The organism is Halorubrum sodomense (assembly GCF_900111935.1).
GTDB lineage: Archaea > Halobacteriota > Halobacteria > Halobacteriales > Haloferacaceae > Halorubrum > Halorubrum sodomense.
In genome coordinates, this window is sequence record NZ_FOYN01000002.1 from 393,890 (window position 1) to 418,661 (window position 24,772).

Consider the following 24,772-nt stretch of genomic DNA (forward strand, 5'->3'; position numbering starts at 1 on the left):
ATGTCATTCGGAAGATTCGCACTCAAAAGAAGCCTCCAAGGGATCGGCGTCGTCTGGGGCGTCGTCACCGTCGTGTTCGCGCTCCGGTTCGTCACGCCCGGCAGCCCGATAAACGCGGTCGCGCCGCTCGACGCCTCGCAGGAGACGCGACAGGCGATCGCCGCCGAGCTGGGGCTCGACCAGCCGCTGTACGTCCAGTACGGCCAGTACGTCTTCGACCTCCTTCGCGGCGACATGGGGTTCTCCTACATCCGCGGCCAGGACGTCGCGACGCTCGTGTTCGGTCGCCTCCCCGCGACGGTCGAGCTGGCGGTCGCCGCCAGCGTCGTCGCCATCGTCCTCGCGATTCCGCTCGGCGTGGTCAGCGCGACCCGCCGCAACGAACCGGTCGACTACGGCGCGACGCTGCTGTCGCTCGGCGGCATCTCCACCCCGAACTTCTGGCTCGGGATCATGCTCATCCTGGTGTTCGCCGTGCAGTTCAACGTGTTCAACACCAGCGGTCGCGGCGTCACCGTCGTCGACGTCGCGCAGTCGGTCGTCGGTCCGGCGCCGGTGTTCGGGACGCTTCTCGCCTGGCTCGCGTACATCACGCTGCCCGCTATCGCCCTCGGCACGTACTTCATGGCGCTCATCACCAGACTGACGCGGTCGGGGATGCTGGACGAACTGAGCAAGGGGTACGTCCAGGCCGCGCGGGCAAAGGGACTCCCCCGGACGCTGATCCGGTACAAACACGCGCTCCGGAACACGCTGATCCCGGTGATCACCGTTCTCGGCTTACAGCTCGGGACGCTGATCGGCGGCGCCGTGATCACGGAGGCGGTGTTCTCGTGGCCCGGACTCGGCACGCTCGTCATCGACAGCATCAACACCCGGGACTGGCCGACGCTACAGGGCAGTCTCATCGTTATCGGGACGAGCTTCGTCCTCGTCAACATCCTCGTCGACGTGGTGTACGCGTATCTCGACCCGGAGGTAATCACCGACTAATATGGTCTCGTCACGTGTCATTCGAAATCTCAAAAAGGAGTTCAAACGGAGCGGGCTCGCGAAGCTCGGGCTGGCGCTGGTGGTGGTCATCGTGCTGACCGCCGTGTTCGCCCCGTTCATCGCGCCCCACAACCCGACCGACCAACAGCTCAACCAGAGCGAGCTGCCGCCGATCGGCTTCTCGCAGACGGAGGAGCGGACCTCCTCGCAGATGGTCGACGGCGAGATCCGGACCGTCACCGAGGAGGTCGAGATCACCGCCGACCCCGACCACGTGTTCGGCACCGACGGGCTCGGCCGCGACATGTTCTCGCGGGTGGTGTACGGCGCTCGGACGTCGCTCGTCGTCGGCGTGCTCGGCACGCTGCTGGCGGCGTCGATCGGCGTTCCGGTCGGCTTGCTCGCCGGCTACCACCGCGGCCGCGTCGACGACGTGCTGATGCGGATCGCCGACGTCAGCCTCGCGTTCCCCTCGCTCGTGTTGGCGGTCGCGCTGATCGGGCTGTGGGGCCGCGCGGCGGTGGATATCCCCGACCCGTTCGTCGCCGCCGGGCTCGCGCCGGAGATGCCCGAGACCTTCGTGTTGCCGATAACGGTGGTGATCGTCGTCGGCCTCGTCAACTGGGTGTGGTTCGCCCGGGTCGCCCGCGGGGAGGCGCTCTCCCTGCGCGGGCAGGAGTACGTGAAGGCGTCGCGCGCGCTGGGCGCCGACAACAACACGATCATCCTCCGGCACATCCTGCCGAACGCGATCACGCCGATCATCGTCCTCGGGACCGTACAGGTGGCGGCGATCATCCTCCTGGAGAGCTCGCTGTCGTTCCTCGGCTTCTCCGGCACGACGCTCTCGTGGGGCTTCGACATCGCGCAGGGGCGCGACTACGTCTCCTCCGGGCAGTGGTGGATCGCCTCGATCCCCGGGCTCGCGATCATGCTGTCGGTGATCGGGATCAACCTGCTTGGCGACTGGCTCCGCGACGCGCTCGACCCCGGCATCGAGGGTGAAGGGGGTGCCGCATGAGCGACGCCGGGCGGCCGGGCGGCGATCCGGCCGGGAGCGAGTCCTCCGCGGCGACCGACGGCGACGCGGCCGACGGCCTCGGCGCCGCTCCCCCCGGCGAGGCGACTCCGACCGGGGTTCCTAGTGCCGACGACGTGCTGTCGGTCCGCGACCTCTCGACGCGCTTTTTCACCGAGGAGGGACAGATCAACGCGGTCGAGTCGGTGTCGTTCGACCTCCGGGAAGACGAGATCCTCGGCGTGGTCGGCGAGTCGGGGTCCGGCAAGTCGGTGACCGCGCTGTCGCTCGTCGACCTCGTCGAGAGCCCCGGCCGGATCACCGCCGGCGAGGTGTGGTACCGGGACGGCGACCTCGCGGAGGAGTTCAGCGACGCGGAGGCGGTGCGGGTCGACGGCGACCACGTCGACCTCCGGACCGTGCCGGCGAACGTCCGGCGGTCGCTTCGCGGCCCCTCCTTCAGCGTCATCTTCCAGGACCCGATGAGCAGCTTCAACCCCTCGATCACGGTCGGCGAGCAGATCGCCGAGGCGGTCGAGGTCCAGCGCCGGGCGCGGGCGAACCCCCGTTCGACGCGCTCGCGGACCCAGGGGTACGGGCTCGGGAAGTACCTGCTCGACGGGCTCGTTCCCGGCCGCGACTACACGAGCGAGGAGAGCATGGACCGGGCGGTCGAACTGCTCGGGCAGGTCGGGATCCCCGACCCGGAGGAGCGCGTCGACGAGTACCCCGGCCAGTTCTCCGGGGGGATGCTCCAGCGCGCGATGATCGCGCAGGCGCTCGCCGGCGAGCCGGACGTGCTGATCGCCGACGAGCCGACGACCGCCCTCGACGTGACGATCCAGGCGCAGATCCTGAACCTGCTGAAAGAGATTCAGGCGGAGCGCGGGATGAGCGTCGTCCTCATCACCCACGACCTCGGCGTGATCGCGGAGATGTGCGACCGCGTCTGCGTGATGTACGCGGGCGAGGTCGTCGAGCGCGGCACGCTCGACTCGGTGTTCGAAGAGACCGTTCACCCGTACACGCGGGGGCTCCTCGGTTCGATCCCCGACGTGGACGACCCGCGGGCGCGGCTCGAGCCGATCGCGGGCAACGTCCCGAGCCTGGTCGACGCCGAGATGGACGACCGGTGTTACTTCGCGGACCGGTGTCCGAAGGCGATGGACGCCTGCCTCGAGAAGCCGGCCGAGGCGACGGTCGACGCCGCGGCCGACCACGGCGTCAAGTGCGTCCTCGCGGCCCGCGAGTACGACCCGGCGGACGCGCTCCGGGACGACTACTTCGGCGGGGGCGGCGACGCCGCCGGTCCCGACGACGGTGCCGCGGCCGCGACCGACGGAGGTGACGACGAATGAGCGACTCGCTGCTCTCCGTCGAGGGACTGAAGAAGTACTACGCGGACGACCCGTCGCTCCTCGACCGCCTGCTCGGGGAGGAGTCAGCGAGCGTGAAGGCGGTCGACGGCGTCTCCTTCGACGTGCGCGAGGGCGAGACGCTGGGGCTCGTCGGCGAGTCCGGCTGCGGGAAGTCGACGACCGGCGAAACGGTGTTGCGGCTCCGGGAGCCGACCGCCGGCGAGATCGCCTTCGACGGTGCGGACGTTCGCGGGATGGGGTCGCAGGAACTGACGGAGTTCCGGCGGCGCGCGCAGATCGTGTTCCAGGACCCGTTCTCCAGTCTCGACCCGCGGATGACCACCGGAGACATCGTCACGGAGGGGCTCCGAATTCACGACATCGCCGACAAGGCCCAGCGCCGCGAGACCGCGCGGGACCTGCTCGAACGCGTCGGCCTCTCCGCCGACCAGATCGACCGGTACCCCCACGAGTTCTCCGGCGGCCAGCGCCAGCGGATCGGGATCGCCCGAGCGCTCGCCTTAGACCCCGACTTCGTCGTCCTCGACGAGCCGGTGTCGGCGCTCGACGTGAGCGTTCAGGCGCAGATCCTCAACCTGCTCGAAGACCTGCAAGAGGACTTCGGGCTCACGTTCCTCTTCATCGCGCACAACCTCGGCGTGGTCCGGCACGTCTGCGACCGCGTCGCGGTGATGTACTTAGGGGAGATCGTCGAGATCGGCCCGGTCGAGGAGATATTCGACGACCCCGCGCACCCGTACACGAGGGCGCTGTTATCGAGCGTCCCGCGGGCGAGTACGGACGCCCGCGACGAGGAGTTCGAGACGCTCCACGGCGACGTGCCCTCGCCGCGGAACCCGCCCGCGGGCTGTCGGTTCCACACGCGCTGTCCGGAGGCGCGCGCGGCCTGCCGGGAGTCGGCGCCGCCGGGATACGACGTGGGTGACGGCCGGACCGCCGCCTGCTTCCGCGCGGACGACGGTCACGCGTACTGGGACAGCGATCCGATCGGCCAGAACGAGGCGGCCGAGGGAGCGGCCGACACCGGCGAGCCGGCGGACGACTGAGCGCCGGCGTCGCCGCGGTCCCCCCGAGCCGCCGGCCGCGACCGTCGCCGACCGAACGTCTTCGCGACCGCCGATTCGTTTATATGCTACGCCCCGAACAAGTTCGTCAGTCGTACCCCGAGGCGAGAAGCCGCGACCGGGTTATGCCGCCGCTTCCCCTCGATTGAGACATGACGCACAGTGACTCCGGTTCCGACGGCGGCTTCGCGCGGCGAACGATCCTTCAGGCGGCTGGGCTCTCGGGCGTCGCCGGGCTGGCGGGCTGTATGAGCCAGACGGTCACCACCGCCGCGACCGGTGACGGTGCGGGACCGACGCAGACCGACGACGAGGAGCCCGCACTCCCCGAGACGGGCTCGCCGGAGGTCGTCGACCTCGACGAGCGCGGCCGTGAGGTGACGCTGCGCACGGTCCACGCCCGCCACGCGGCCCACCCCGGCGGCTCGCTGGGCGGGCCGGTCGAGATGCCGGTGACGTGGGCGTTCCAGGCCGACGACGGGACGCCGAGCGTGCCCGGGCCGGTCCTCCGGGCGACCGAGGGTGACGACCTGTCGATCACGCTCGACAACACCGACGGGGAGATGCCCCACACGCTCCACTTCCACGGGGTCTCGAAGTCGTGGAAGGACGACGGCGTCCCGTCGACGACGGGACTCACCGTGATGCCCGGCGAGACGCACACCTACGAGATCGGCGCGGACGTGCCCGGCACCCACCTCTACCACTGCCACTTCAACACCCCGATGCACATGGACATGGGGATGTACGGGATCCTCCGTATCGACCCCGAGGGGTACGAGGCGGCCGACGTCGAGCAGTTCATGACGCTGAAGGACTGGGACACGCGGCTCTCCCGGTCGTACGGCGGCGAGGACGCCGCCTACGACGTCCAGAACCGGCGGCCGGACGCGTTCACGATCAACGGTCGCGTCGCGCCGTACACGTTCAACCCGGACCACGGCTCGCCGATCGTCGTCAGCCGGGGGGACACGGTGCGGCTCCACCTGGTCAACGCGGGGTTCATGGCCCACCCGATGCACACGCACAACCACCGGTTCCGCACGGTCGAGAAGGACGGCGCCGAGTACCCCGAGGTGTTACAGCTCCCCGAGGACGTGGTGAACGTCGCGCCCGCGGAGCGGTACACCGTCGAGTTCGAGGCGAACGCGGATCCCGGCATCTACCCGATACACTGTCACAAGGTCGACCACGTCCAGAACGACGGGATCTACCCCGGCGGGATGCTCACCGCCATCGTCTACGAGCAGGCGATGGGGACGGACGTGTTCGCGGACCTCATGGAGAAGGCGGGCTACGAGCTCTAAGGTTCGCGTACGGCGGGCCGCGCGGACTGCTCTCTCCTACCGCTCTCCGCCTACCGCTCGCGCACGACGACGAACTCCGCGAGGTCGCGGAGGTACTCGATCGCCTCGGTCTCCGGCGGGTCCGCATCGTCGAGCGCGGCCAGCGCCCGCTCGGACTCCGCCCGGGCGCGCTCGTCGATCTCCTCCGGCGACAGCGACGTGACCTGGAGCACCGAGGGCCGGTCCATCTCGGCGTCCTGTCCCGTCGGCTTGCCGAGGTCGTCGGCGTCGGCGGTGGCGTCCAACACGTCGTCGCGCATCTGGAAGGCGACGCCGACGCGCTCGGCGTACTCCCCGAACGAGTCGATCGCGTGGGGGTCGGCGCCGCCCGCGACCGCGCCCAGCTCGGCGGCCGCGCGGAACAGCGCGCCCGTCTTCCGGCGCGCCAGCTCCATGTACTCCGCCTCGGTGCTCGGACGCGCCGCGAGCTCCGTCGCCTCGCCCTCCCCGAGTTCGACCATCGCCTCGGCGACGGTGCGCATCGCGCGCGGGTCGGCGGAGAACAGCGCGAACGCCTCGCCGAGCAGGCCGTCGCTGGCGATGATCGCCGGGCCGTAGCCGAACTCCGCCCACGCGGCGGCGGTGCCCCGGCGGACCTCGGAGCGGTCGATGATGTCGTCGATCACGAGCGAGGCGTTGTGGACGAACTCGATGCCGGCCGCGAAGTCGACCGCCTGCTCGGGGTCGCCGTCGAACGCCTCGCAGGCGAGGACGGTCACCGCGGGGCGGACCCGCTTGCCGCCGGCGAGGACGACGTGGCCGACCTCCTCGGACAGCTCGTCGGGCTCGACGTCGTCGATGACCGACTCGATCCGGTCTTCGACCAGCCCGACCCGACGCTGCAAGTACTCCATCTACCGTTCGGAGGGTCCCGGCGCGCAAAGGCCTAACGGAACCGCCGTCCGGCGCGGTCGACCACCGGTCCGCCGGGGTCCGGTCGCCCGATATTCGGCGGCGGTCGCTCCCGTCGCACCCGGGCTACCGGAACCGCACGCCCAGATCGTGGAGGCCGTCGTTGTTCGAGGCGACGTTGATGAGGAGCGGCGTGAGCCCCTCGATCTCGGTCGCGTTGGCGATCCCGCCGGCGTCGAGGGCGCGCAGCCCCTCGATCCCCTCCGCGACGTCCGCGACGGTCCGTTTCGCGTCCTCGTCGTCACCGATGACGAGCGTGTCGACGCCCAGCTCGGCGTCGAGGTTCGCGAGCCGCGCGGCCGCGAGGTTGTGGAACGCGCCGACGACGGCGACGCCCTCGGGCGCCGCGTCCGCGACGATCTTCGTCACCGAGCCCGCGCCGGGCTTGTGATAGTGGAACCCCTCCTCGTCGCGTTTCATCCCCGTGGCGGGCGAGACGAGTACGTCGCCGTCGTCCAGCGACGCCGCCACCGCCTCCACGGTGTCGCCGACGTGGTACGGCGGGACCGCGAGGACGACGACCCGCGCGTCGGCGGCGACCGCGGCGTTCTCGCCGCCGGTAACCGCGGCGTCGAGCCCGCGGCTCTCCAGCTCCGTCGTGTACTCTTCGGCCTTGGTCTCGGCTTTCTCGGCCTCTCGTGACCCGACCGCGACCCGGTGGGGCGTGTCCGCCGCCAGCCGCAGCGCGAGTCCCTCGCCGATGTCGCCGGTGCCGCCCAAGATGGCGATTTTCATACGATCTGTGGGGCCGCTCGCGGCTTATGGGTTGCGCGACCGGCCGTCCTCGCCACGACCGAAGGCGACCGGACAGCGGGGGACTCTTGACCGATCGCGCGGAGGCGACTTCTATGGACGATCAGGACCGCGTCGCCGCGTTCATCGATGAGTACGGACTGAAGACCGACCTCGCGTACCACGCTCTCGACTTAGAGAGCGAGGTCGGCGAGATCGCGAAGGAAGTGACAACCTCGACCGACTACGGACGCAACCCCAACGCCGCCTCGATCGCGACCGACGAGATCGGGGACGCGCTGTTCGCGCTGCTCGCGCTGGCGAAGTATGAGGCGCGGATCGAGTCGACCGGCGATGCCGGCTCGGGGCAATAGCGTCCTGGGCGACGAGGCCGGCTCGAGGCGGCAGCGACGCTCCGGGGGTGTCGGTTCAAGTGCGTCGGCCACCTACCCGACCCCATGGCCGAGACTCCGTCGCTCGCACTCCGCTACATCGTCTGCGACGCCTGCGAGACGGTGTTCGCGCAGCCCGACGAAACCGACGAGCCGGCCGCCTGCGGCCGGTGTGGCGCCCGGCGGGTCCGCGAGCTTCGGAGCGTCCGCGGGCCGGACGCCTACTTCTCCCCCTGACCCCGGCCTGCGGGGCGGGACGCCGCCGTCGACTTACCGCAGGTCATCCATCTCCAGCTCTCCGGCCGCGATCGCCCGCAACTCCTCGTCGGAGAGACGGTCGATCACGAACTGCGGCATCCCCTCCGGCAGCCCGGCCGGCACCGACCGCCCGCCGTCCGTGCGAGACGCCGCGGAAGGCCCGCCGCCGTCTGCGGTCAACCGGCGAACGGCCCGCTCGAGGGTCTCGACCGCCGCCGACTGCCGCTCGCTCTCTTCGGCCAACCCTGTCATTCGCTCGCTGATCCGGTTCGACTGCTCGACCACCCCGTCGACCGTCGCGGCGATCTCTTCGGCCGCGGCGGCCTGCTCGTCGGTCACGTCCGAGACCTCGTCGATCCCGTTCGCCGTCTCCGTCACCGCCTCGGCGATGGCAGTGAGGCTCTCGGTCGCGTCGTCGACGCGCTCGCTCCCCTCGTCGACCCGGACAGTCGTCTCCGAGAGGCTCTCGACGGTCTCATCGGTGTCGGTGCGGATGCCCTCGACCATCGCTTCGATGTCGCTCGCGTGGCCCTGCGACTCCTCCGCCAGCGACTTTATTTCGTCCGCGACGACGCCGAAGCCGGCGCCGGCGTCCCCAGCGCGCGCCGCCTCGATCGAGGCGTTCAGCGCGAGGAGGTTCGTCTGGTCGGCGATGCCGTTGATCGCGTCGACGAACTCGTCAATCTCCTCGACCCGGTCTTGAAGCGTCTCGACGTCCTCCGCCACCTCGTCGACCGCGGCACCGATGTCGTCCATGGCCGCCGCGGCGTCGTCGGCCGCGTCTGCCCCGTCCTCCGCGAGCGTCTCCGCCCGACCGCTGGTCCGCTCGACCTCGTCGGCGGTCGACGCAACCTCCTCGACCGTCGCCGAGAGGTTCGCCACCTCCGAGGAGACCTCGGCGACCCGCCGCGACTGGTCCTCGGCCGCGTCGCCGACCTCGGCGGCGCTGTCGGCGACGTCGCTCGCCGACTCGCGCAGGTCGGCGATCGGCTCTTCGACCTCCTCTTCCACGTCCGCCATCAGCCGCTCGTTCTGCTCGATCGCCGCCGAGAGTTTCTCGCTGTACGAGTGGATGTACGTGTCCGTGACGACCTGCATGTCGAGGTTAACGATCCGGAGGATAGAGAGCAGGTCCTCGATCGCGTCGTCGACCTCCTCCTCGACCGCCGCCGCGGTCGCGTCGTCGACCGTCTCACCGGCGGCGTCGGGGGCCAGCCGGTCGGTGAGCGAGTCCGCGAGGCGGTCGCCGACGATCGGCAGGATGAGGTCGTAGTACACGCCGTACTGGCCGAGGTAGTGTTTCATCGGCATCTCCAGCACGTCGTGGATCTTCCCGATCCGCGCCCGGTCCTCGAAGTACTCCTCGCCGTACTCGCCCCCGGCGAGCGTCACGAGGTACGCCGACTGCGTCCGCTTGAGCTGTTCGATACCCTTCTCGGACCGACCGATCACGTCGACCGTCTGCTGGTGGCCGGTGAGGTTCTCGTAGAAGTCGTCCGCTACTTGGTCGGCGTTCTCCGCGAATGCGTCCTCGTACCGGCTCAGGCGCCGCTCGTCCTCCGCGTCGAAGCCGACGAACTCTTTTCGCCACGCGATCTCGTCGGCGTCGAGCCCGATCTCGTCGACAAGTTCCGACGCGTCGAGCCCCTCGTTCAGGCCGCCCCGGCCGAAGTCGTCCCGGCCGTACTCTCCGGATGTAGCCATACCGAAGCTTCTCTGCTTGGGTTATATAAATGGTGACCCGTGCTTCTCACCGGCGATACCGGGGATCAGCGGGGCGGCTCGGGGACGGACGATCGGGAACGCGGCGTCGGCGATCGCCTAGTCGTCCCCGGTCGCCCCGCTTCCCTCGCCCGCCTCGGCGGCGGGCTCGACCGCGACGGCCGAGTGCTTGAACTCGGGGATCTTCGCCTCGGGGTCGAGCGCGTCGCCGGTCAGCGCGTTCGCGAGCGGCTCCGGGTAGTGGAACGTACAGAACGTCACGCCCTCGCGGACCGCCGGCGTGACCTCGGCCGCGACCTCGACGGTCCCGCGCTCGTTCGAGACGGTCACGCGGTCGCCGTCCTCGATGCCGCGCTCCGCGGCGTCGCTCGGGTGGACCTGGAGGGCGTCCTCGCCGCGCATCGCCACGAGCCGATCGGAGCGCCGGCTGAGCGCGCCGCTGTTGAAGTGCTGGAGCACGCGGCCGGTCGTGAGGACCAGCTCGTCCGGGTCGAGGTCGTCCGCGGGCGGGACCGGGTCGACGACCGCGAGGGGCGCGGTGCGCTCGCCGGTCGCGAACGTCTCCGCGTGTAACACCTCCGTGCCGCGCCCCGCGTCGGCGTCGAACGGCCACCGCTGGTAGCCGTCACCGATCCCCGCGTAGCTCATCCCCTCGTATATCGGCGCGACGCGGGTCAGCTCCTCGAACGCAGCCTCGGGGCGGTCGTAGTCGAACGCCTCCGGGCGGTCGGTCAGCCGCCGGCCGAGGGCGGTCAGGATATCGAAGTCGCGGCGGGCGTTCCCCGGCAGGTCGGCGTTCGGCCGCATCCGCAGCACGCGCCGGTCGGTGTTCGTCACCGTGCCGCACTTCTCGGCCCACGCGCTCCCGGGGAGGACCACGTCCGCGTGCGCCGCCGTCCGCGTCTCGAACAGGTCGATCACGACGCAGTAATCGAGGTCGTCGAACGCCGACGCGACCGCGGTCGCGTTCGGCTCGGTGACCGCCGGGTTCTCGCCGAAAACGACTGCCGCGCGCACGTCGTCACCGAAGCGGTGGGTCGCCTCGACCTCGGTGAGTCCGGGCTCCGCCGGCGGCTCGACGCCCCACTCGGCGGCGACGCGCTCCCGGGCGTCCGGGTCGGTCACGGGCTCGTAGCCGGGGAGCACGCTCGGGAGCCCGCCCACGTCGCTCGCGCCCTGGACGTTGTTCTGGCCGCGCAGGGGGTTCACGCCGGTCCCGGGGCGGCCGACGTTGCCGGTCAGGAGCGCGAGGTTGAGGAGGGCGTGGACGTTGTCGGTGCCGCAGCGGTGCTGGCTCGTCCCCATCCCCGTCACGATCGCGGCGCGGTCGGCCTCGCCGTACGCCCGCGCCGCCTCCCTGATCGCCTCGGGCTCGACGCCGGCCGCCTCGGCGTTCGCGGCGACGTCCACGTCGACGAGGCGTTCGCGCAGCCGGTCGAACCCGGTCGTGCGCTCGTCGAGGAACGCCTCGTCGACGAGGCCCTCCTCGACGAGCGTCGCGGCGACCGCGTTCAGCAACTCGATGTCCGTGCCGGGCCGCAGCGGGAGGTGGACGTCGGCCGCCTCGGTCGTGTCGTTCGCGCGCGGGTCGACGTGGACCAGCGTCGCGCCGTCGCGGACCGCCGGGAGGATGTACGACCGGAACGCGACGGGGTGTTGCTCGGCCGGGTTGGCGCCGTTGACGAGGATACAGTCCGCCTCCCCCAGGTCGTCGAGGGTGTTCGTCATCGCGCCCGCGCCGAGCCGCTCGCTCATCGCCGCGACCGTCGAGGCGTGACAGAGCCGCGCGCAGTTGTCCACGTTGTTCGTCCCGAGGACCCGCGCGAGCTTCTGGAGGACGTAGTTCTCCTCGTTCGTGCAGTTCGAGGAGGCGAAGAACTGGACCGCGTCCGGCCCGTGCTCGTCGACCACCTCGCCGATCCCCTCGACCGCGCGGTCGAGCGCCGCCTCCCACGGCGCCGTGACGAAGCGCCCGTCGTGACGCACCAGCGGCTCCGTCAGGCGGTCGTCGCTGTCGACCACGTCGAACGCGGCCGCCCCCTTCGGGCATATCTCGCCCCGCTCGTTCACCGGTCCCTCGACGCCGGTCGCGCTCCCGCGGCCGGCGTACTCGACGCTGCAGCCGACGCCGCAGAACGGGCAGACGGTGGGGTTCGACTCGAAGCGCCGCTCGGTCGTCTCGCTCGGGTCGGTCATCGGCTTCGGGTAGGAGCTCTAGGCCCCTCCGAACCACACCGGCGTAGCGTGGCCTTTTATCACGCGGTCGGCCGACCGCGGCGGCTCACCCCGTCACGGCGTCCCCGCCGACCGGCGCCACGTGGCGGCCGAGCGACAGGGCGCCGGCGGTCACGAGGCAGGCGGTGAACGCGATCGTGCCGAGCTTCCCGCCGAAGCCGACGAAGTACGGCGTCGCACCGACGAAGACGGCGCCGGCGACGCCGCCGGCCAGCAACATCGGCCCGGGGCCCGGGATCCGCTCCGGCGTGGCCATCCCGGCGAACGACGCGCAGAAGGCGACCGCCGCGACCGCGTCGCCGGCGGCGAACAGCGGCGGGCAGACGACGCCGGCGACGAGCCCGACGACCGCGCTCCCGACGACCGGGCCGTGGTCGAGCCTGACGGAGAGGAGGTACGTGACGACCGCGGCGAGGCCCGCCGCGGCGACCAGTCCCGCCGCGACCGTCGGCTCCGGGACCGACCCCGTTCCGGGGGCGAGCCCGCCGAACGCGGCCACCGACAGGCACCCGACGAACGCCGTCGTGCCGAGCTTCCCGCCGAACCCGTTGAACGCGCGCTTCGCGAGCACGAAGACGGCGGCGGCGGCGACCGCCGCGGCGGCCACGGCGCCGAGGTCGGCCCCGGCCGCCGGGGTCGCCATCCCGACGAACGAGCCGCAGTACGCGGGCGCGCCGTACGTCTCCGTCAGGAGGTGCGCGCAGAGCCCGACGAGCGCGGACGCCACGACCGGCCCGGTGCCGACCGTCACGGAGAGGGCGTACGTGACCGGCGCCGCAACGGCCACGGCGGCCGCGTTGCCGAGGTCGGTCCGCGTGACGCGGAAGCCGTCGGTCCGCAGCGCGTCTCGGGTCTCCTTCGCGGCGACGTATCCGAGGCTCACCGCGACGACGGCGAGGACGACCGCTCCGATCAGCGGGTCCGGCCCGGCGTGGACTCCAACCGCGAGGCCGGCCGTCGCCGCGACGCTCATTCCGGCCCCGGCACCGGCCAGGGCGAACGCTCCGAGGGCGTGGATCGCTCGGTTCACGGCCCCGACTCGGTGCGGCTGCCCGATACAGGCCGACCCTCAGTACTGCGGGCCTTCTCGGGGGCCGAACGTCCCGCTCGTTGGGGATCAGGCCTTTGTGTCCGTCGCACGAACCGGCGTTCGATGGGAACCGACGGGAAGTCCCCCGGCGACCCCGCGACGCCCGACGGCGTCCGGGCGGGGATCGCGATCCACGGGACGGGGAACTGCCCGCTCGTCGACGCGTCGACAGCCCACGACGGCCCGATTACTGGCATCAACTGGACGCACGCGGGCGACACGCACACCGAGGAGTTCCGCGTCCGCCACCCGGACGCGGTCGACACCGCGGAGGGCATCCCGGACCCCGAGTCGGTGGTCGACCTCGGCGACGAGCGGGTGTACCGGTACGACCGCCCGCGCGACGGGGGGTGCGCCTGTCGGGTCATCGAGGAGCTCGACTGTCCGATCGCGGACGCGCGCGCCGAGGACGGCGTCCTCCTCTTGACGCTCCATCTCCCCGAACTCGAACGCCTGCGCGACGTCGTCTCTGCGCTCGACGGGAGCGCGGAGCGCGTCGAAGTCCGCTACCTCGTCGAGGGCACGGCGCGCGACGACGGGGCGTCGGACCGGACCCTCGTCGACCGCGGCCGGCTCACCGACCGCCAGCGCGAGGTGTTGCGGACCGCCTACCGGATGGGGTACTTCGAGCGCCCCCGCGACGCCAACGCGCGCGCGGTCGCCGACGCGCTCGACATCTCCCCGTCGACGTTCGCCGAACACCTCGCGACGGCACAGCGGAAGCTCCTCAAAGAGACGCTGGCCGAGAACTGACGGCGCTCTCGCCTCAGGCGGCGTGCTCGTCGATCGCGGATTCGAGCGTCGCGCGGTCCTGCGCGCCGACGAACCGGTCGACCGCCTCGCCGCCCGCGTACAGGACGAGCGTCGGGATGCTGCGCGCGCCGAGCTGCTGAGCGACCGCCTGGTTCGCGTCGACGTCGACCTTCGCGACCGCCGCGTCGGTCTCGGCCGCGAGCGCCTCGATCGCCGGCTCCATCATCTGACACGGGCCGCACCAGTCGGCGTAGCAGTCCACGAGGACCACGTCGTGGTCGTCGACCGTCCGCTGGAACTCCTCCGTTCCGTTCACGTGAACCGGCTCGCTCGGAGTCCCCGCCCCACCGTCGTTGCCGGCGTCGGTTCCGGCGGCCCCGTCGAGCGTGTCGCCCTCGTCGAGACGCGCTTCGAGCTCCCGGCGCTTCCGTTCGCGGATGCGTTCGCGCTCGGTCCTCGCGTCGTCGCCCGTCGGTTCGTCCGCGTCGGCTGCGTCGCTCATGCGACAGTATTGGGTGCTTGGAACAATATACTTTCCGCCGCCGGATCCGCCTCTCGCCTCACTCCGTCGATCCGAGGAGGCCGTCGAGCCCGGCGGCGGCCAGATCCACGTTGTCCGCGACGAGGTCGGCCGCGCGTTCGTACGGGGACCGGTCGGTCGCCGCGCCATCCGGGCGCGTCCGACCCCCGCTCGCGAAGACCCGCTCGACGAAGGCGTCGCGCACGACCGCCGTCTCGAAGAGCCCGTGGAGGTAGGTCCCGAGGACGCGGTCGGTGGCGACGCTCTCGGCGCCGAGGGGCTCTGTCGTTAAGTCGCCGCTCGCGGCGTCATCGAGGAGCCGCGTCCGCCCCGCGTGGATCTCGTAGCCGGTCGCGCGCCCCTCGGCGCCCGCGATCGGCCCGACGCCGTCGACGGCGCACGTCACGCGCTCGACGCGCTTCTCCGCCGAGAACTCGGTCTCGACCGGGAGGAGCCCGACCCCCGGAACCGTCTCGCGGTCGCCGACGCCCTCGACGTCGGCGTCGACGAGCCGCTCGCCGAGGATCTGATACCCGCCGCAGACGCCGACGATCGGGCCGTCGAAGGCGCGCAGCGCCGCGTCGAACCCCGCCTCGCGGAGCGCGAGCAGGTCGTCGACGGTGTTCTTCGAGCCGGGGAGGACGACCGCGTCGACGCCGTCGAGCGCGGCGTCGAGCGGCAGGTAGGCGACGCGGACCCCCGGCTCGCGCGCCAGCGGCTCCAGGTCGGTGAAGTTGGAGATGCGCGGGAGCCGCGGAACGCCGATCCGGACGGCCGCCTCCTCGGAGACGCCGTCGTCGGCGCCGAGGACGCCGGCGTCGCGGCCGGTCCCTCCGTCACCCCGGTCGCCGTCTCCCGTCGCCGCCTCCGGCAGCGAGAGGCTGTCCTCCGCCGGGAGCCCCGGGTCGTCGTGCGGGACGACGCCGACGATCGGCACGCCGGTCCGCTCCTCGATCTCCTCGATGCCGGGTTCGAGGAGGGTCGGGTCGCCCCGGAACTTCGTGATCACGGCGCCGCGGACGCGCTCGCGGAGGTCGTCGGGGAGCAGTTCGAGGGTCCCGTAGAGGCTCGCGAACGCGCCGCCGCGCTCGATGTCGACCGCGATCAGGACCGCCGCGTCCGCGAACCGGGCGCACTCGACGTTCGCGAGGTCGCGGTCGCGGAGGTTGATCTCGGCGATGCTCCCCGCGCCCTCCGCGACGACGGCGTCGTGGTCGGCCGCGAGGCGCTCGTGGGCCGCGACCGCGGCGGCGCGGGCGTCGTCCCAGTGCTCGTCGTAGTACGCCGACGCCGGGGCGTTCGCGACCGCCTCGCCGTCGACGATCACTTGGCTCTCGCCGCCGCCGCGGGGCTTGAGCAGGACGGGGTTCATGTCGGTCGTCGCCGGGACCTCGGCCGCCCGCGCCTGGACGCGCTGGGAGACGCCGATCTCGCCCCACTCGCCGTCAGGCGCGAGCGCGACCCGGGCGTTGTTGCTCATGTTCTGGGCCTTGTACGGCGCGACGGAGACGCCCCGCCGCGCGAGCAGTCGGCAGAGCCCGGCCGCCAGCGTGCTCTTGCCGACGTGGCTCGCCGTGCCCGCGATCAGGACGGTGTCGGCGTCGCGGTCCGCCGCTTCGGTCTCGTCGGCGCCGCCGTCGGCCGCCGTCGCGTCGGCGTCGCTCACGCGAACCCGGCCTCCATCCTCAGTACTCCGTGCCCCGCCGAGCGCGCTGCCCGTCGTCGAACGGGTGCGCGACCTTGCGGACGTTCGTGATCAGGTCGGCGACGCCGTCGAGGTACTCCGGTTCGGCGTGGCTCCCGGTGAGGACGAGTTCGAGGTCGTCCGGCTTCGACTCGACGAGACGGACCACGTCGTCGGGGTCGACGAGCCCGCGGTCGGCCGCGTACAGCAGCTCGTCGAAGATCAGCATGTGGACGCCGTCCTCGGGCTCGCCGTCGAGCGGGAGCGGGTCGGTCAGGTCCGCGTCGGCCGCGCCCGCGACGAGCGCCTCCGCGCGCTCGAAGGCGGCCGTCGCCTTCGCCTCGTGTTCGTCGTCCGCCGACCCGTCGAGCAGGCCGTGCCAGCCGTAGTGGCCGGCGTTCTCGTAGGAGAACCCCGGCACGGCCGCGATCGCGTTGTACTCGCCGCGAACGCCCTCGACGCTGTCCGCGCCGCCCTTCATGAACTGGAGCATGTGGACGCGGTAGCCGTGGCCCGCTGCCCGGAAGCCCATCCCCATCGCCGCCGTGGTCTTCCCCTTGCCGTCCCCCCACCAGACCTGGACCAGCCCGAACTCCTCGGGCGCCGCCGGCTCGATCGGCCGCGGCTCGGGCGCCGCGCCGCCGCCCGGGGTTCGGGCGGCTGAGTCGCCGTCCGTCGGCGCCCGGTCGTCGTCGCTCGGTGCCTCGTCCGTGTCGTCCGTGTCGTCGTGGGTCGTTGTCATGGGTCGAAAACCTCCGCCCGCTCGTCGGTGACGACGCCGTGTTCGGCGTCCGCCGCCGACCCGGGCACGTCGCCGTCCGGGTACCGCGACCGCAGGCTCGCGCGGACCGCGTCCCGGACGCAGGCGCGGGCCGCCCCGCCGACCGCCGTGGCGCTGCCCGAGAACTCGGCGGGCTCGCCTGTCGGGTCGTCGCCGACGACGACCGCGTCGCTCGTCGTTCCCGGGACCCCGGCCGCCGCGAGCAGCGTCGCCGCCTTCGCCTCGGCCGCGACCGCGACGAGGTTCGCCGCGGCCCCGGGCGCCAGCCGCCGCGTCGTCCCGAGGATCAGGTTGACCGTTCCGGGTTCCGGCGGGGTCTCGGTGTCGCCCGTCGGCTCGCGGGACTCGGCCGCGGCCGCCGGTTCCGTCGGCAGCATCGCGGGGTTCGAGAGCCCGACGGTCGCGTACGCGACGACCGGTCCGAGCCGCGCGCCCCGGGCGTGGTCCATCGAGACGCCCGTGAACAGGGTCGGCGGCGCGTCGCGGTCGGCGTCCGTGCGTTCTTTCGCTCCGAACTCCGCTCGCGCCAGCCGCTCGTCGCGGTAGATCGCGAGGTCTGTCCGGTCGAACCCCGCCGGGACGGTCACGTTGTACGCGGCCGCCGCCCGCGACCGCCCGCCGTCCCACCCCGTCGAGAGCCAGCGCGTCCCCGGTCGCCGGAGCCGGAGGACGCCCTCGCGAACTGTCGCCTCAAACATCGCTCTCCACCCCTCCGTCACCGTCCGACCCGCCCTCCCCGGCCCCGCCACCGCCGACGCCGAGCGCCGCGAGGAGGCGGTCGTTCTCTGCCGGGCGGCGCACCGCGACCCGGACGTGCGCGTCGAGGCCGCGGAAGGACCGCGCGTCGCGGACGGCGACGCCCCGCTCGCGGGCCCGCTCGATCACGCGGTCGACGTCGCGGTCGCCGACGTCGAGGAGGAGGAACGGCGCCTCGGAGGGGGCCACGTCGTACCGCTCGGCGAGGGCGTCGCGCAGCCGCTCGCGCTCCCGCCGCACGCGCTCGCGGGTCTCGCGGACGAACTCGTCCTGTCGGAGGCAGAACTCGCCGGTCGCGAGCGCCGGGGCGCTCAGGTTCCACGTCCGGCGGGCGCCCCGTAGCGCCGCGCCGAGGTCGCCCGTCGCGACAGCGAAGCCGGTCCGGATCCCGGGGAGGCCGAACAGCTTGGTGAGCGCCCGCGCGACGACGACGCCGTCGCTCCCCGCGAGCGACGCGCGCTCGGTGAACCCGAGGAACGCCTCGTCGACGAGGAGGACGGCCCCGGCCGCGCGACAGCGTTCCGCGAACGCGAGGAGCGCGTCGCGGTCGTAGGCGGTTCCGGTCGGGTTGTTCGGCGTACAGACGACCGCGAGCGCGTGGCCGCTCGGGTCGGCGTCGAGGACGCGTTCGGCGTCGACGAACGCCGGCTCGCCCCCCCGGAGCCGGACCTCGCGGGCGTACTCCCCGAAGCTCGGCGCCGGGAGCAGCGCGGTGTCCCCCTCGTCGACCGCGAGCGCGACCGCGGCCCGGATCGCCGCCAGCCCGCCCGGCGTCGGCACGACCTGCTCCGGGTCGCAGTCGACGTAGTCGGCCGCGGCCCGCCGGAACGCCTCGGGCGGCTCCGGCGGATACGTCCGCGCCGCCTCGAAGGCCGCGCGGTACGCGCGCTCGACCCCCTCGGGGACCTCGGGGTTCGCGTTCGCGCTGAAGTCCAGCAGGTCGGGGTCGTCGCTGCTCCCGTGCGGCTCGCGGCCGAGCGCCGCCGCGCGCTCGCGGTTCACGGCGCGTCACCCCCACCGGACGCCGCGCCAGCGTCGCCCGCGTCGAGCCAGTCGACCCCGCCGCTCGGGAGCGCGGGCGCGTCCGGGTCGCCGGCGAGGATCCGTTCGGCGAGCCGGCGGTCTCCCGGGCGGTTGACGTTGACGGCGAGGCGGGCGTCGCGGGTCGCGCGGACGGCCTCGTCGCCCGCGCCGTCGAGCGCGCCGACGACGTTGACGCCGGCGGGGACGCGATCGGCGGGCGTTTCCTCGTACCGGGTCGCGGCGTCGGCGCTCGCGCCCAGCTCCCGCTTGCGCGCCGCGAGCACGCGGACCGACAGCGCGTCGGCGGCCGCCGCGGCGTGGGCGTCGAGGACCGCGTCGACGGTCGCCCCGTCGAGCAGCGGGAGGTCGACCGCGAGGGCGAGCGTCGGCGCCGTCGGTCCCTCGGCCAGCGCCGCTTGAAGATCCGCGACGTACCCGTCGCCCGGCGTGTCGACGACGGCGAGTTCGAGCGGCTCCGGTTCCGGCTCGGTCCCGCCACCGTTCTGGCGCTCGACCAGTCGTTCTCGCGTTCGCGGGGTGTGCGGCGAGACGGCCGCGTACGCGGTCTCGACGCGGCTCGCGGCGAGGGCGTCGAGCGCGCGGTCGACCATCGGCCGCCCGGCGACCGCCGCGAGCGGTTTCTCGCCGTCGCCGAGTCGCGTCCCCCGGCCGCCGCACATCACGAGAGCGTCCACGCGATCACCCCCGCGTGGAGCCCGACGACGCGGGCCACCTCGTTCGTCGCGCCGAGGACGTCGCCGCTGACCCCGCCGAGGCGCGCGTTCGCCCAGGCGTACGCGACCCCGGCGACGGCGAGCGCGGCGGCGAGGGTCGCGGCCGGGGAGACGGCGGTCCCGAACGCGCCGCCGCCCGCGAGGAGGGCCGACGCGCCGAACAGCGCGGCGGGGGCCGTCGCGAGCGCGACGCCGCCGAGCGCGCGCGGGCCGGACTCCCCGGTCAGCGCGGATCCGAGCCCCTCGTGGGGGGCCTCCCCGACGCAGACGAGCGTCGCCGTCGCGGCCTTCGCGCCCACCTCGGCGGCGACCACGAGGGCGACGGCGTCGACGAGCGAGAGACGGGCGAGGTCGACGGTCACCGTCCCCGCGGCCGCGACGGCGAAGACCGTCAACGCGAGCGCGAGCGTCCCCCCGACGCCGAGCGCGGAGTCCTTCATGACCTCGCGTCGCCGGTCGGCGTCGCCGTGGACGACCGCGGCGTCCCCGAGGTCCGCGACGCCGTCGAGGTGCGTGATCCCGGTGACGAGGTAGATCCACGCGGGGAACGCCGCCGCGAACGTGGGAGTGGGCACCCGGACCGGTCCCAGCGCCGCCGCGACGACCGGGAGCGCGATCAGGCCGCCGAGCGCGTAGGCGACCGCCGGCATCGCCGCGGGCGCGCGGCGGAACGCCTCCCAGTCGCCCTCGCCGCCGCCGACGGGGACCCGCGAGCAGAACCCGAGCGCCCCGCGAAGCGCCGCGACCGCGCGGCTCACGACCACGCGACCACCCCCGTGAGCGCGAGGAGCCACCCCGTCGCGGCCGCGACCGCGACGCCGCCGGCGGCGCCGACGAGCCGCACGGCGTCGCGGGCGGCAGCGGGCGTCGGCGGCTCCGACCCCCCGGCGAGGACGTACGCGCCCGGCTTCTCCAAGCGGACGCCGACCGCGACCGCGGCGGTCGCCATCGGCCATCCCGAGTTCGGGGAGGCGGGCTCGCGGGCCAGCGACCGCGCGCGCCGCAGGCTCCCGGGCGACCGGGCGGCGACGGCGAGACAGCACGCCGCGGCCCGCGCCGGGAGGAACATGGCGGCGTCGTCGAGGCGGGCGCTCGCCCGGCCGACCGGCTTCGACCGGTAGCCCAGCATCGAGTCGAGCGTGTTCACGGCCTTCGCCCACGCCGCGGCGGCGACCCCCGCGGCCAGCGCGCCCGCCGCGGTCGCCGGGAGGCCGCCGGCCGCCCCGAGCGCGACGGCGCCGGTCGCGCCGGCGACGAACCAGCCGAGCGGCGCGACGAACCCGTCCGCGAGGTTCTCGGCCGCGCTCTCGACCGCGGCGCTCCGGAGGTCGCCCGGCGAGAGGGCGGCGGGGTCGCGCCCGACGAGCGCCCGGACGGACTCGCGGGCCGCGTCCGGGTCCCCCTCGCTCTCCGCGACGACCTCGCCCGTCACGTCGCACAGCATCCGGAGGCTTGCGGCCGAGAAGCAGACGGCGGCCGCGACCGCGACGGCGAGGACCGGAACGCCGCCGGTCTGCGGCCCGTACTCGGCGGCGAGCGCGACGCTCCCGCCGCAGACCCCGGCCGCGGCGAGCGGGAGCGCGACCGCGACCGCGACGCCGACGAGCCCCGGACGGGCCCACTCCCGGTCGAACGGCGCGACGACGCGCCCGAACAGCGCGACCGGGTGGATCCGCCGTGGCGGCTCCGCGAACGCGAGGTCCAGCGCGACCGCGAGGAGAAGCGGGGCGAGGAGCGTGACGGCCGGGGCCGGGAGGAAGCCGGCCCCCGTCACCCTTTCACCTCGTCGAGGAACGCGTCGAACGCCCCGCTCGCGGCGTGGAGGTGACAGTACGTGCCGAGGGTGCGGTGCTCGACGAGTCCCTCGCGATCGCCGTCGATCCCGGTCCCGCGCTCCACGTCGAACGCGAACCGGGCGTCGGGGGCGACGTCGGCCGCGGAGTAGTGGAACTCGTGACCGCGGAGCCGCTCCCCGGCGCTCGCCGTGAGCGCGTCCCGCCGCGCCCGCAGTTCGACGTGGTCGAGCGCCTGATATCGTTCGCGCCGCTCGACGCTCGCGGGGAGGACGCCCGCCATCTCGTGCGTCTCGCCGTCGACCGTCGTCAGCGTCTCGGCGAGCGCCATCAGCCCGCCGCACTCGCCGAGGACGGGGGTGCCCTCGGCCGCGGCGTCCGCGATCGACCCGAGCGCGGGCCCCTCGGCGAGCGCCGCGGCGTGGAGCTCCGGGTAGCCGCCGGGGAGGTAGACGCCGTCGCAGGGCGGGAGGTCGTCGCCGGCCGCGGGCGCGAACGGGACGACGGTCGCGCGCTCGGCGAGCCGCTCGCGGGTCGCCGGGTAGACGAACCGGAACGCGGCGTCGTCCGCGACCGCGATCCGCGGAGGTTCGTCGCCGGCACCGGAGCCGTCGCCCTCGCCGGTCTTCCCGGCGGCCGGGTCGTCCGTCGGCGGCGTCGGCTCCCGAGCCATGTCGAGCAGCCGGTCCGTCCGGAGCGTCTCGGCGGCGGCGTCGAGCGCCGCCTCGTCGAGCGGCGTCTCCTCGCCCATCCGGAGTCCGAGATGCCGGTCGGGGATCTCCAGGTCCTCGCGGGGCGGGACCCGGCCGCAGTAGGCGAGCTCGTCGGGGAGCGCCTCGCGGATCCCGTCGGCGTGGCGGCCGCCGTGCGCCCGCTGGGCGATCACCCCGGCCACGTCGACCTCGTGCGGCGTGCGGTCGGCGTACGCCGCGAACCCCAGCGCGGTCGCCGCGACGCTCTCCATCCCGGCGCTCGCGTCGACGACGAGGACGACGGGCAGGTCGAGCGCGGCGGCGACGCCGGCCGTGCTCGCCGCGTCGCCGTCGTACAGCCCCATCATCCCCTCGATCACGCAGACGTCGCCGTCGCCGCGGGCGTAGTTCCGCCGGAGCCCGCCCTCACCCTGAAGCCACGGGTCGAGCGTCCGCGACGGTCGATCCGCGACCCGAACGTGGTGACTCGGGTCGATGAAGTCCGGGCCCGCCTTCGCCGGTTGGACGGTCCGCCCCGCCGCCTCGAACGCGCGCAGCGCCGCGAGCGTCGCCACGGTCTTGCCGACGCCGGAGGCCGTGCCGGCGAGGACGAGTCCCCTCACCGCGGACCGCCCCCGTTCGACGGGGCCGAACCGCGGGGTTCCGCGTCGCCGCTCCCGTCGCCCGGCGCGCGCTCCGCGAGCAGGCGGTCGGTCACGGCGGCGATCCGGTCGCGGACGGCGGCGTCGGCGACGCCGGCGCGCTCCGCGAGCGCGAGCGCGCCGCCCATGCCGACGCCCTCCTTCGCCTCGCCGCGGGCGTACGCCGCCATCGCGGGGTGGTCGCCCTCGGCGAACCCGGGGTCGGCCGCCGCGAGCGTCAGGTCGAGGTCGGCGGCGAGCGCGGGCAGGTCGGCGGTCGGGTCGTCGGCGACCAGCGACGTGGTCGCCAGCGGGAGCGGGCGGTCGACGCCGGCGTGTCGGGCGAGCGCCGCCGCGGCCGCGAGCTGCGTGCCGCCCGCGAGGGTGACGCCGATCCCGGTCTCCGCGCAGCCGACGATCAGGCCGGCGACCGCGGCGAGGACCGGGTCCCCGGCCAGCCGGACCGCCTCGATCGGCTCGCCGGCCGCGCCGCCCGGGTCGACGCCGCTCGCGTCCAGCCCCTCGGCGACGACGCGCCGCTTGCGCTCGATCGGGTTCGCCGGCAGCGACGAGGAGACCGCGGCGCGCTCGCCGAGCGCGGTCAGCGCGCCGAGCGCGGTCGTCGTCCCGCCGGGGATCGTCTCCGCGACGAGCAGTTCGGCGGCCGATCCGTCGCCGCCCTCGCCGGCCCCGGCGAGTTCGGGGGCCGACGCCCGGGCGCGCTCGAAGACGGTCGCCGCCTCCGGAACCGGTTCCGGGTCGCGGACGTCGCCGCCCGGTGCGGCGCCGACGTCCCGGACCGTCGCCGCGGTGGGCGCTCCGAGTCCGGCGTCGAGGAACTCGACGGGGAGCGACTCGGGGCCGAGCAGTTCGCGGACCGCGCGGGTGACGACCGCGGGCGTCGGACAGCCGTTCGGGCTCACCGGCACGGGGGAGTCCGGCGCGGGGCGCCCCGCCTCGACGATTTCGAGGTCGGCGCTCGGCGTGTGGACGCGCAGCTCCGGGTCGGCGCCCGCGGCGCTGATCCCGTCGATCGCGGCCGTCTCGGTCGTTCCGGCGACGACGACGAGCCTCACGTCGCCCATCCGGAACCCCCTCCGTCGAGCCCGCGGCGTCCCGACGCGTCGTCGATGTGTACCACTAGCGGTTCATCGATACAAGTGAACTTTAATCGATCGACGCGGGGCGGTCTCAGAGCGTGCGGGCCGCGGCGCGGTCGGCGACCGCGGCGTGTGCCTCTGTCCGCTCGGCGCGGGGGTCGACCGCCCCGGGGGAACGGCTCGGCGGTCGACCGGAACGCCACGACGCGGACGCGCGCTCGGCCGGAACGCCGGCGGTCGCGACCGTCCGCGCCCACGGATCCGTCGCGGTCCCCGCAACATAAGCCGAGCGCGCGTTTGCGAACGGCCCGTCCGACCGCGCGACCCCGGAAGAGACCGCCCGTCCGTCCGCCTCCGCTCTCCGCGTGCCACATCTCCGCACGCGACCCGCGGAGCGAAGCGGTTAAGGGCGGACCGCGGGTATTCTCGCTAACTCGCTGGTGCGGACACAGCGGGCACTCGCCGCCGGGACCGCGGTCGGATCGGCCGCCGCGCGCCCCGGGACGAGACGATATGTGGCCCCTCGCGGCTGAATCGCAACCGTCCGCGGACACACAATGGCACGAAGCTTCTACTCGCACATCAAGGAGGCGTGGCGGTCCCCCAAGGAGGGGAAACTGGCGGAGCTGCAGTGGCAGCGCAAACAGGAGTGGCGCGATCAGGGCGCGATCGAGCGCATCGAGCGCCCCACCCGGCTGGACAAGGCCCGCGAACTGGGCTACAAGGCCAAACAGGGCGTCATCGTCGCCCGCGTGAGCGTCCGGAAGGGCGGCTCGCGCAAGCAGCGCTTCAAGGCGGGCCGCCGCTCGAAACGCCAGGGCGTCAACCGCGTCTCGCGGCGCAAGTCGATCCAGCGCATCGCCGAGGAGCGCGCCTCGCGGAAGTACCGCAACCTCCGCGTGCTCAACTCCTACTGGGTCGGTGAGGACGGCTCCCAGAAGTGGCACGAGGTTATCCTCGTTGACCCCGCCCACCCCGCGATCGAGAACGACGACGACCTGAACTGGATCTGCTCCGACGACCACAAGGGCCGCGCGTACCGCGGGCTCACCTCCGCCGGCACCAAGGGCCGCGGCCAGCGCAAGCGCGGCAAGGGCACCGAGAAGACGCGCCCGAGCGTCACCTCGAACGACCGGCAGGGCAAGTAACGCCCT

General features: G+C 73.5%; 24 protein-coding genes. 9 read left to right on the forward strand and 15 right to left on the reverse strand.

The window, feature by feature from the left end:
• From BM286_RS06875 to BM286_RS06895, 5 genes are all read left to right on the forward strand, one after another.
• Positions 1-993, forward strand: a complete 993-nt coding sequence (locus BM286_RS06875) for an ABC transporter permease (protein WP_092920836.1) — start codon at positions 1-3, stop codon at positions 991-993.
• A gap of 1 nt (position 994) precedes the next feature.
• Positions 995-2,014, forward strand: a complete 1,020-nt coding sequence (locus BM286_RS06880) for an ABC transporter permease (protein ID WP_092920837.1) — start codon at positions 995-997, stop codon at positions 2,012-2,014.
• Complete coding sequence (locus tag BM286_RS06885) at positions 2,011-3,369, forward strand: ABC transporter ATP-binding protein (RefSeq protein WP_241988359.1); 1,359 nt, start codon at positions 2,011-2,013, stop codon at positions 3,367-3,369. Before BM286_RS06880 ends, BM286_RS06885 begins: the two co-directional genes overlap by 4 nt.
• Positions 3,366-4,436, forward strand: a complete 1,071-nt coding sequence (locus BM286_RS06890) for an ABC transporter ATP-binding protein (protein ID WP_092920838.1) — start codon at positions 3,366-3,368, stop codon at positions 4,434-4,436. The genes BM286_RS06885 and BM286_RS06890 overlap by 4 nt, the downstream gene beginning before the upstream one ends.
• 170 nt (positions 4,437-4,606) lie before the next feature.
• The gene (locus BM286_RS06895; protein WP_092920839.1) at positions 4,607-5,761 is read left to right on the forward strand and encodes a multicopper oxidase domain-containing protein; all 1,155 of its coding nucleotides are present in this window, start codon (positions 4,607-4,609) and stop codon (positions 5,759-5,761) included.
• Between the two features lie 50 nt (positions 5,762-5,811).
• Here BM286_RS06895 and BM286_RS06900 read toward each other — a convergent pair whose 3' ends face one another.
• Together BM286_RS06900 and npdG are read right to left on the reverse strand one after the other, a co-directional pair.
• Positions 5,812-6,654: a polyprenyl synthetase family protein gene (locus BM286_RS06900; protein ID WP_092920840.1), complete on the reverse strand. Its 843-nt coding sequence runs from the start codon at positions 6,652-6,654 to the stop codon at positions 5,812-5,814.
• 124 nt (positions 6,655-6,778) lie between these two features.
• Positions 6,779-7,447 (reverse strand): NADPH-dependent F420 reductase, encoded by a 669-nt coding sequence (gene npdG, locus BM286_RS06905; protein ID WP_092920841.1) that lies wholly within the window; start codon positions 7,445-7,447, stop codon positions 6,779-6,781.
• Between the two features lie 113 nt (positions 7,448-7,560).
• Between npdG and BM286_RS06910 the strand changes: the two genes are divergently transcribed.
• The gene (locus BM286_RS06910; protein WP_092920842.1) at positions 7,561-7,818 is read left to right on the forward strand and encodes a MazG-like family protein; all 258 of its coding nucleotides are present in this window, start codon (positions 7,561-7,563) and stop codon (positions 7,816-7,818) included.
• Positions 7,819-7,902: 84 nt separating this feature from the next.
• Positions 7,903-8,073 (forward strand): hypothetical protein, encoded by a 171-nt coding sequence (locus BM286_RS15540; protein ID WP_167603349.1) that lies wholly within the window; start codon positions 7,903-7,905, stop codon positions 8,071-8,073.
• 33 nt (positions 8,074-8,106) lie between these two features.
• On the opposite strand, the gene BM286_RS06915 is transcribed toward BM286_RS15540, so the two are convergent.
• The 3 genes from BM286_RS06915 to BM286_RS06925 form a co-directional block, all read right to left on the reverse strand.
• Positions 8,107-9,798, reverse strand: coding sequence for a globin-coupled sensor protein (locus tag BM286_RS06915; RefSeq protein WP_241989455.1), 1,692 nt, complete (start codon positions 9,796-9,798; stop codon positions 8,107-8,109).
• A 117-nt stretch (positions 9,799-9,915) separates the two neighbouring features.
• Positions 9,916-12,012 (reverse strand): formate dehydrogenase subunit alpha, encoded by a 2,097-nt coding sequence (gene fdhF, locus BM286_RS06920; protein WP_092920843.1) that lies wholly within the window; start codon positions 12,010-12,012, stop codon positions 9,916-9,918.
• Positions 12,013-12,097: 85 nt separating this feature from the next.
• The gene (locus BM286_RS06925; protein ID WP_394327274.1) at positions 12,098-13,081 is read right to left on the reverse strand and encodes a hypothetical protein; all 984 of its coding nucleotides are present in this window, start codon (positions 13,079-13,081) and stop codon (positions 12,098-12,100) included.
• Between the two features lie 123 nt (positions 13,082-13,204).
• Here BM286_RS06925 and BM286_RS06930 point away from each other — a divergent pair, with 123 nt between their 5' ends.
• Entirely contained in the window at positions 13,205-13,894 is a 690-nt protein-coding gene (locus BM286_RS06930) for a helix-turn-helix domain-containing protein (protein ID WP_092920844.1), read from the forward strand.
• A 13-nt stretch (positions 13,895-13,907) separates the two neighbouring features.
• Here the strand turns inward: BM286_RS06930 and trxA are convergent, their stop codons facing one another.
• The 10 genes from trxA to BM286_RS06980 are packed head-to-tail and all read right to left on the reverse strand — an operon-like array spanning position 13,908 to position 23,603.
• Positions 13,908-14,396 carry a thioredoxin gene (gene trxA / locus BM286_RS06935; RefSeq protein ID WP_092920845.1) on the reverse strand — a complete coding sequence of 163 codons (489 nt, stop codon included), beginning with the start codon at positions 14,394-14,396 and terminating at the stop codon, positions 13,908-13,910.
• Between the two features lie 58 nt (positions 14,397-14,454).
• Positions 14,455-16,080 (reverse strand): cobyric acid synthase, encoded by a 1,626-nt coding sequence (locus BM286_RS06940; RefSeq protein ID WP_092920846.1) that lies wholly within the window; start codon positions 16,078-16,080, stop codon positions 14,455-14,457.
• A gap of 19 nt (positions 16,081-16,099) precedes the next feature.
• Positions 16,100-16,840, reverse strand: a complete 741-nt coding sequence (locus tag BM286_RS06945; RefSeq protein WP_092920847.1) for a cob(I)yrinic acid a,c-diamide adenosyltransferase — start codon at positions 16,838-16,840, stop codon at positions 16,100-16,102.
• On the reverse strand, positions 16,837-17,577 hold the full coding sequence (locus BM286_RS06950) for an adenosylcobinamide amidohydrolase (RefSeq protein ID WP_092920848.1): 741 nt from the start codon (positions 17,575-17,577) through the stop codon (positions 16,837-16,839). The genes BM286_RS06945 and BM286_RS06950 overlap by 4 nt, the downstream gene beginning before the upstream one ends.
• Entirely contained in the window at positions 17,570-18,637 is a 1,068-nt protein-coding gene (locus BM286_RS06955; RefSeq protein ID WP_092920849.1) for an aminotransferase class I/II-fold pyridoxal phosphate-dependent enzyme, read from the reverse strand. The genes BM286_RS06950 and BM286_RS06955 overlap by 8 nt, the downstream gene beginning before the upstream one ends.
• Positions 18,634-19,338: an NTP transferase domain-containing protein gene (locus BM286_RS06960; protein ID WP_092921338.1), complete on the reverse strand. Its 705-nt coding sequence runs from the start codon at positions 19,336-19,338 to the stop codon at positions 18,634-18,636. Before BM286_RS06960 ends, BM286_RS06955 begins: the two co-directional genes overlap by 4 nt.
• Positions 19,338-20,150, reverse strand: a complete 813-nt coding sequence (locus tag BM286_RS06965) for an adenosylcobinamide-GDP ribazoletransferase (RefSeq protein WP_092921340.1) — start codon at positions 20,148-20,150, stop codon at positions 19,338-19,340. The genes BM286_RS06960 and BM286_RS06965 overlap by 1 nt, the downstream gene beginning before the upstream one ends.
• Positions 20,147-21,166, reverse strand: a complete 1,020-nt coding sequence (locus BM286_RS06970) for a CobD/CbiB family cobalamin biosynthesis protein (protein WP_092920850.1) — start codon at positions 21,164-21,166, stop codon at positions 20,147-20,149. Before BM286_RS06970 ends, BM286_RS06965 begins: the two co-directional genes overlap by 4 nt.
• A complete protein-coding gene (locus BM286_RS06975) occupies positions 21,163-22,500 on the reverse strand; it encodes a cobyrinic acid a,c-diamide synthase (protein WP_092920851.1) in 1,338 nt (445 codons plus the stop codon). The genes BM286_RS06970 and BM286_RS06975 overlap by 4 nt, the downstream gene beginning before the upstream one ends.
• Positions 22,497-23,603 carry a nicotinate-nucleotide--dimethylbenzimidazole phosphoribosyltransferase gene (locus BM286_RS06980; protein ID WP_092920852.1) on the reverse strand — a complete coding sequence of 369 codons (1,107 nt, stop codon included), beginning with the start codon at positions 23,601-23,603 and terminating at the stop codon, positions 22,497-22,499. The genes BM286_RS06975 and BM286_RS06980 overlap by 4 nt, the downstream gene beginning before the upstream one ends.
• A gap of 572 nt (positions 23,604-24,175) precedes the next feature.
• Between BM286_RS06980 and BM286_RS06990 the strand changes: the two genes are divergently transcribed.
• Positions 24,176-24,766: a 50S ribosomal protein L15e gene (locus BM286_RS06990; RefSeq protein ID WP_049931415.1), complete on the forward strand. Its 591-nt coding sequence runs from the start codon at positions 24,176-24,178 to the stop codon at positions 24,764-24,766.
• Positions 24,767-24,772 lie beyond the last annotated feature (6 nt).